Source organism: Candidatus Obscuribacterales bacterium (genome assembly GCA_036703605.1).
Classification (GTDB): domain Bacteria; phylum Cyanobacteriota; class Cyanobacteriia; order RECH01; family RECH01; genus RECH01.
Genome location: DATNRH010000037.1, coordinates 1 through 7,461 on the forward strand (window position 1 = coordinate 1; position 7,461 = coordinate 7,461).

The window sequence follows — 7,461 nt, forward strand, 5'->3', positions numbered from 1 at the left end:
CCGATGGGGTTTTCTTGCCCCAACTTGGCGGCTTGCATGAACCCGGCAGCATGGGCGATAAGCACCCTTGACTCCAGCTAGTCCACCTGCCGCTGCTCGCGCACCAGTCGCAACCCCTCCCATGCCGGCATGTGTTGGGCACGACGTTCATCCAACAGCACCCAGAAGGCGTAGAGGTTAAACGTCGATTCAACCCCATCGCGATAGGTTTGGGCCAAGCTCTGGCACTGCTGCCGCGATCGCTGATTAAGTCGCAGCAGACGGGGCGATCGGCTGAGGCGTTCATAAATATCGGCTAGGTCATACCACCATAGGGCGACAAGGGGCGTATAGGCGCGCAACCAGGCCAGATCGGACGACGGGATGGGGGAGCGATCGCGAATAATCTTCCCAGCTAGGGTTTGCGCTTGGGGCAAGGGTACGAGGAGGGCCTGTTGGCGATCGCGAATGTGATTGATATCCTGCATCCAGCCTGCCAGATGTCCATGGTTGAGAGAGGGACTAGCATTGAGAGCGAACGCTTGCGCCATATCCTGCGCAAGGGGCAAGGCTTGGGTCAAGAGGCGTTGGAAGGCGCGATCGCGGGCTCGATTCAGGGCAACTTCGCGATCGCGGGTTTGGGGATGGGGAGCATGGCGAGAGGCCGGTCGGGGGGGCAGGGTTGGAATGGTCAAGGTTTGGGCTAGGGTTCGGATACCATCAGCGTCGCGATCGCCAGCCTGGTGGAGCTGCATCAGCCATGCCGTGCGCTGATCGTCGGACATGCCATGGAGCACCAAGCCGCGATCGCCCTGACACCAATAGATTCCCCTGGAGGACGAGACTGGATAAGCTTGAGCTTCCTCAACTGTGGGTATACGAATACGGCTATCGCCTACAAAGACCGATGAATCACCTTCTAAATACAAATCGCCTAAATTACCACATCGATAGGTGAGCCATGCACAGAAGGCTTCGGCATCCTGGGCCCGAATACCTTGAATGGGATCTTGGGACGTTCCAGGTAAGAAGCGATCGCCCTGCCAATGATCGGGATGATGATTGTTACCTGCCTGGCGCATTTCATCGATAAATAACTGATAGTCTGCCTGGGCGATTAGGGTTCCATCAAGATCGGTGCGATCATCGACCCGCAGCAGTGCCTTCAGCCGTCGGGATAGCTGTACTTCCACTGCCAATCGAAACAGGTCTCCATCTGTGGACTCCAAACCTTGTTCTAGGGTTGTCGCCAACTCCTGTCGCACAGAGCGATCGCTCATGCTCAGCGATTCCCGCATACAGTCATAGGCTAAGGATAAAGACTCCACGGTCTGTCGCTGCAAGGCTGCCCAGACAATATCACTAGCATCTTGCTGGGCTGCATAGAGACGAATGGTTTCCTCCCACCAAGGATCATCAATATTGCGAGTGAGCAACATATCCTGTTTTAGCTCCTTAATCTGCACCGCCGCCAGATATTCTAGGAAACTGCGATGGGCAAACTTATAGATACCTGCCCGTTCTTCCACCAGCAAACCACTGCCCGTTTCGATATATTGCAAAAACTCCTCCGGATACAGCGCATTGCCCGCCACGGCATCCAATTGCTGTTGGATCACTAAGCCGCCGGTGACAATAGAACATTCTTCACTGCGATGGCGCATCCGGTTGAGCGCCAGCACCTGGAGCACCGACTTTTTCTGCCCCGCCGTCAGCGATCCATCCATACCCTTGGCATCCTGCCGCCGTCCTAGCAAGACATCGCAAATTTCAGCATACAGCTCTACCCGCCGCCCCGGCAGTGCTCCCCGAAAACAATGCACCGTCGCAATCATCGTCAGCAGCAGGGGATTGGTCGCCATCGCTGCCAGGGGTGGGTTCCGCCGAATGCGATCGATCAAATCGGCTGCCTTCCGATCTGCCATCAATCGCACGCCTGGATCATCCTTACCTAGACGACTCATGAGTTCATTTTGCAGATACCAATTTTGGATAAATTGCTGCACCTGGATGATCGTAAATGGCTTGACTTCCAGAAGTGCCCCTGCTTTACTCAGCGGTGCTGTACGATAACCATGGGGACGTGAGGTGACAATAAATCTCACCGTAGGATAAGCCTGAATCTGATGATCAACCCAGGTGCTGACAACTTGCCGCTGTTCAGGATCGGCCACCTCATCCAGCCCATCCAGCATCACCAAACATCGCCCCCGCTGCAGTTGGATCTGGAGCCAGCGGGGCGGCGGCTTTAGATCCTGCACCGTGGGCTGCTGTTCCCATAGGGTCGCTAAGTTTAGGGTGGGCTGCTGAGCGATCGCTTCCCGTAATTCCCGCAGGGTAAGCAATACAGGCAATAGCTTCGGGGCTTTGGGGTGATAGCGACGCTGACGGCGTTGGGCATAGGTGAGGGTCAGATGTTCCAACAGGGTTGATTTACCCGAACCGGGTGCGCCAATAATCACCAATCGCCGAAACGTAGGCTGCTGCACCGCTAGTACATCCCAGATCTGTAGGTTACTGCGTGCATCCGCATCGCGAATTAGGGCAGACGGTATACGATCCAAACTGTCGGGCGCAACCCGCAGGGGCACAAAAACCTTTTCTAGATCTAAAACAAAGGGGCCGCGGGTGCGTAGTCCTTGGGTTTTAAAGTCTCGGTATTCATACATGAGACTTTGGGTGTAGCGTTGCTCAAACGGCGATAGCAACCGCCACCAGAGCCCGATCGCTGCTTGCTCCAACCCATCCACTACCCAGGTTGCTAGCGGTTCGATCCGTTCCTCCAAACGCTCTTCCACCTTGTCTAGAATGCGATCGGTCAACTTGCGGGCAAACTGCCCCATGATCACCAACCCCGTCAGCGCCATGGTCACTAGAATTACACCGATCGCCTCTAACCACTGCCCCTGTTGCAGAAGGGCGATCGCTGCCACAATACCAACGCCCGACCCAGAAAGCCCCAGATAGCTAGCCCATTGGCGAATGCGGTTTCGACGCTGGCTACGGCGCTCCTCAGGGCTGAGGGGAAGCAGAGTAGAGTCACTGGATGTGGAAGTGCTGGGAGTAGGATCGCTGGGGGGTGGGGTGTCTGACATGGGATGACGATGGAAGGTCTTTCCAGTCTAGTCATTCAGGAACGCCGCCGCCTGTCTAGACAGGATGGATATTGGGGGGAGCGATCGCTCCCTAAGTTCGAGTCAACAACCCATGCCAGGAGGTGTTTTGACCTCAGGGGCGATCGCTATACCGCTGCACGGCCCAAGGATCACCACGATGGTGGTAGCCATTCCGTTCCCAGAAGCCCAGGGCTGGCTGATCTAAAAACTCCAAGCCGTTGATCCACTTGGCGCTCTTCCAAGCATAGAGATGGGGCACAACCAGGCGCAGCGGGCCGCCGTGGTCTGCAGGGAGGGGCTCGCCCACCAGGGTATGGGCAAAGAAATTTTCATCGCGCATCAAATCATCGAGGGCGATATTGGTGGTGTAGCCGCCATAGCAATGCTGCATCACGTGGACGGCGGCAGGATCTAGGTCAACCTCGCGCAGAAAGTCGGTGACTCGAACGCCTGTCCAGGTGACATCCAGTTTTGACCAGGTGGTCACACAATGGAAGTCAGCGGTGAATTCGGTTTGGGGCATCGCCATCACGTCATCCCAGCTCAACGTTGTGGCGGTCGCTAGTCCCCAAATCTTAAACTCCCAATCGTCGATGGCAATCTGCGGCGTCGATCCGTAGGTGAGCACCGGAAACCCCTTGGCTAAATGTTGCCCCGGCGGCACACGATCTTGTTGATCAGCGGTGGGTTTTGAAAAGAATGTTCCAGCCATGGCGATCGCTTGTTGAGGAGGACAACGGGTATCTACCCTGATCTAGTTGTAGCGCGATCGGGTGACGGAGGGATCATTGCCGGCCCATGAAAAAACGAGGCAGTGACGCCTCGCTAAAACCATAGACACTAAAGCCACAACAGCTTGAATGGGGTGACGAGCAGCCCGTTGCTGTGGCAAGACGAAGGTTATTCGTCTTCATCTTCATCGTCGGCGTTCTCTGGGTAGTAGAACCCTTTAGCTCGTCCGGTCAAAATGGACTTACCTAGCGAGAGAGCACGCTGCGCTTGCTTCTCAGCTTTGCGCTTCCAGGTTGCTCTCCGCATACTGCGTTTGGACTTGGACGTTTTCTTCTTGGGAACCGCCATGACTGCGTATGCCGAAATTTTTCACAACCTTTCAAGTATACAGCATATCTATAGACCTGACTATGCCCTAAGACGCAAGGCATTTGAACGGAAGTTCGTTACTATCAAACCAGTTGGGTCTGCGCCGAGGGGAGCGATCGCGTTTCGCATCGGTCGGAGTGTCTCAAGAAACGTATAGGAGAGCTTGTGCTGGAATTCACTCGCAATACGTCCCGGGAAGGCGAAATTCTAGAAGTTGTTCTGCGGCGCGGTTGGGACTATATGCGGCGGTTGCTGAGTGGCAGCAAAACCGATGAACCAGAACCACCCCCGCCGGAGGTGCTGCGCAGCATCTTGGTCGATCTCGGCCCGGTCTATGTGAAGCTAGGGCAGTTGTTGAGCACCCGCCCAGATTTGCTATCGCCGGAGTATATTGCGGCGCTCAGTGAGCTGCAGTCGGGGGTGCCGCCGGTGCCGCCGGTTGAGATTGAACGATTTATCCATCAACAGATGCCCCAACCGGTGACGGAGGTCTTTGCCGAGTTTAACTATCAAGCGATCGCTGCCGGATCGATTGGGCAAACTCATCGCGCGAAGCTCAAGAATGGCCGTGATGTGGCGGTGAAGGTGCAGCGTCCGGGGATTGAAAACCTGGTGGCTCGGGATGTTGCCATCATTCAGTACATTGCCAAGCTAGTATCTGCAACTAACTTTGGGCAGCGATACAATATCGTGGCCCTGGCGGAGGAGTTCAGCCGCGCTATTCAGGCAGAGTTAGATTTCAGCCAAGAAGCTAGCTATACCGATCAACTACGGCAAAATCTATCCAAAAGCCAATGGTTTGATCCAAGTTTAATTGTGGTGCCAGAAATTATCTGGGAGCTAACCACATCCAATATTATGGTGATGGAATGGTTGCAGGGCAAGCCCTTGCTGACGGCAGAGGTGCAAGCGTCTGCTGCTGGGCAAGAACTCAATGAGCGTCGCAGCGAGATTAGCCAGTTGCTGTTTCGTGCCTTTTTCCAGCAATATCTAATTGACGGCTTTTTCCACGCCGATCCCCATCCGGGTAACTTGTTTTATCTGGATGATGGCCGGGTGGCCATTTTAGACTGCGGCATGATGGGCACCCTCGACCCCCGCACCCGCACCACGTTGACGGAGATGATTTTGGCGATCGTGAGCACCGATGCCCAGCGCTGCACCCAGCTCACCCTGCGCCTAGCAGAACCCATGCAGCCCATTGATCTGATTCAGCTAGAGTCGGACTATCGACGGCTGTTGCGGCGCTACTATGGTCTGAGTTTGGCGAACCTCAACTCGGCGGAGGCCTTCAGCGAAATCTTGCAGGCTGCTAGCCGCAACAATTTGCGCTGGCCATCCAATATTGGGTTATTCACCAAGTCGCTGCTGAATCTAGAGGGAGCTGGGCGACAGTTTGATCCATCGGTGAACCTGTTGGATGAGGCTAAGCCGCTGATGGTGGACTTGTTCCGTCAGCAATTGGTGGGCGACGATCCGGTGCAGGCGCTGCTGCGCACGGCCCTAGAGTTCAAAGAACTGTCCCTAGAATCACCGCGCCAGTTCGGCTTTCTGCTGAACCGTCTGAGCACCGAAACCCTCAAATGGAAGGTTGATATCCAAGGTTTGGAGAACCTGCGCCGCAGTATTGACGATGCAGCCAATCGGCGCTCTTTTAGTACGCTAGTCGCGTCCCTAGTGATTGGGGCAGCTATCGTCACCACCGGCCAGCAAACAACGCAGATTCAACTGCTGAGCAATGTCCTATTTGCGGTTGCCAGCTTGGTGGGACTGTGGTTAATCATCAGCATTATCCGATCAGGCCGTTTACGATAGCTCCCGCAAGCATCTTAGACAGGACAGGATGAGCTGAGGGCGGTCTTCTCCAGATTCTGTAGGTCATGGGTGCTATGAACAATTAAGTCCCGTAGCTTCGTCGCGCCGATGCGGCTATCAAATTGGGAGAGCACCGCTTGCCGACCGGCCTTGCCCAAGCGATCGCGCAATGCTGGATTTTGGATGAGACGAGCGATCGCTCCTGCTAAGGCCTCCACATCACCCGGCGGTACTAGGACGCCAGTTTCTCCATCCACAATCATATCCACCACACCCCCGGCCCGCGTGCCCACCGTGGCAACTTCCACGGCCATAGCCTCTAGATAAACGACGCCTAGGGGTTCTTGATGGCTGGCCAAGACGAACATATCAGCGGCCTGCATTTCAGCTAAGCATTGATCTTCACTCACCGAGCCCAACAACGTCACCTCCCCCTCAAGGTGTAGGTCGCGCACCAATTTCTCTAGAACCGGGCGCTCGTTGCCTTCTCCAGCGATGTGAAGGTCTAACGCCAGCCCCTGCTGTTTCACCAAAGCGATCGCCTTGAGCAACACATCAAATCCTTTGCAGGGAGCCAGACGCCCAATGCTGACCAATCGCGTTGGCGCATCCGCCTGCTTCAAGTCTTGGGGCACCGGCACCCACTTATGGGGATCCACGCCATGGCGGGTCATGCTGAGGCGATCGGCGGGCAAGGTTGGACAAGCTTGTTGCACCTGCTCCAGCATCCAACTAGCCACCACCGTCACAAACTCTGCCCCCAGAATTTTTTCCTGCATGGCCCCACCCCAGTGATTCACAGGGGCACAGAGCGTCAGGGAATAGGGTACTTGGGTCAACTGCTTAGCCATCATGCACAAAATCGCGCTGTTGGCAGGCATGGGCGTATGCAGGTGCTCAATCTGATGCTGGCGAAGAGTATGAACCAATTGCAGAGCCGGGATTAACAGAGGTAGCACCGATCGCAGATTAGGTTTTTGATACACCGGCAACGTTAACCCCAAGCGAATGCAGGCAAGAAGCTGGCCAGGGCAGTGAGCGATCGCCCATGCCAATTCTTGGATAACCGCCTGCCAGCGTAGGGGAACCAGGTAGACGGTTTCAGCCTCAGCAGCAGCCGTAAACTCATGCTTCCCACGGGTAGCATGGGCAGGGCGGCGGGTTGAGATGATAGTCACATCAAGCCCTAGCTCACGGAGATGACAGATTTCGCGCCAAGCCCATACATGGGTTTGCCCCGGCCATTCTGGGATTAAGTAACCGATTTTCATAAACTTTGAATACCTTGACGACGAAGGTCAACGATAGGGGGACGATTGGAGGATCCAGTCATGATCGATCGAGTATCGATGGTGGCGATCGCCCGATGGGAATCTATGGGGATGACACCGCATAGGATCTGTTGACCAGACTTCTTCAACACCAGCCTTGCTTGTATGGACTCTGAAGG

6 protein-coding genes are annotated in these 7,461 nt (G+C 55.4%); 1 reads left to right on the forward strand and 5 read right to left on the reverse strand.

Annotated elements, in window-relative coordinates; genetic code table 11:
- Positions 1-77: 77 nt before the first annotated feature.
- The 3 genes from V6D20_00885 to rpmF form a co-directional block, all read right to left on the reverse strand.
- The gene (locus tag V6D20_00885; protein HEY9814352.1) at positions 78-3,074 is read right to left on the reverse strand and encodes an NACHT domain-containing protein; all 2,997 of its coding nucleotides are present in this window, start codon (positions 3,072-3,074) and stop codon (positions 78-80) included.
- Positions 3,075-3,207: 133 nt separating this feature from the next.
- Positions 3,208-3,807: a sulfite oxidase-like oxidoreductase gene (locus V6D20_00890; protein ID HEY9814353.1), complete on the reverse strand. Its 600-nt coding sequence runs from the start codon at positions 3,805-3,807 to the stop codon at positions 3,208-3,210.
- Positions 3,808-3,995: 188 nt separating this feature from the next.
- Positions 3,996-4,175, reverse strand: a complete 180-nt coding sequence (gene rpmF, locus V6D20_00895; protein HEY9814354.1) for a 50S ribosomal protein L32 — start codon at positions 4,173-4,175, stop codon at positions 3,996-3,998.
- Positions 4,176-4,361: 186 nt separating this feature from the next.
- Here rpmF and V6D20_00900 point away from each other — a divergent pair, with 186 nt between their 5' ends.
- The gene (locus tag V6D20_00900; protein HEY9814355.1) at positions 4,362-6,011 is read left to right on the forward strand and encodes an AarF/ABC1/UbiB kinase family protein; all 1,650 of its coding nucleotides are present in this window, start codon (positions 4,362-4,364) and stop codon (positions 6,009-6,011) included.
- 14 nt (positions 6,012-6,025) lie between these two features.
- On the opposite strand, the gene V6D20_00905 is transcribed toward V6D20_00900, so the two are convergent.
- Positions 6,026-7,282 carry a glycosyltransferase gene (locus tag V6D20_00905; GenBank protein ID HEY9814356.1) on the reverse strand — a complete coding sequence of 419 codons (1,257 nt, stop codon included), beginning with the start codon at positions 7,280-7,282 and terminating at the stop codon, positions 6,026-6,028.
- On the reverse strand, positions 7,279-7,461 hold a 183-nt coding region (locus V6D20_00910), incomplete at its 5' end, for a hypothetical protein (protein ID HEY9814357.1). The genes V6D20_00910 and V6D20_00905, both read right to left, overlap by 4 nt.

Coding starts and splice junctions, on each gene's coding strand:
- V6D20_00885 (HEY9814352.1), bottom strand. CDS start 3,074: ATGTCAGACACCCCACCCCCCAGCGATCCTACTCCCAGCACTTCCACA.
- V6D20_00890 (HEY9814353.1), bottom strand. CDS start 3,807: ATGGCTGGAACATTCTTTTCAAAACCCACCGCTGATCAACAAGATCGT.
- rpmF (HEY9814354.1), bottom strand. CDS start 4,175: ATGGCGGTTCCCAAGAAGAAAACGTCCAAGTCCAAACGCAGTATGCGG.
- V6D20_00905 (HEY9814356.1), bottom strand. CDS start 7,282: ATGAAAATCGGTTACTTAATCCCAGAATGGCCGGGGCAAACCCATGTA.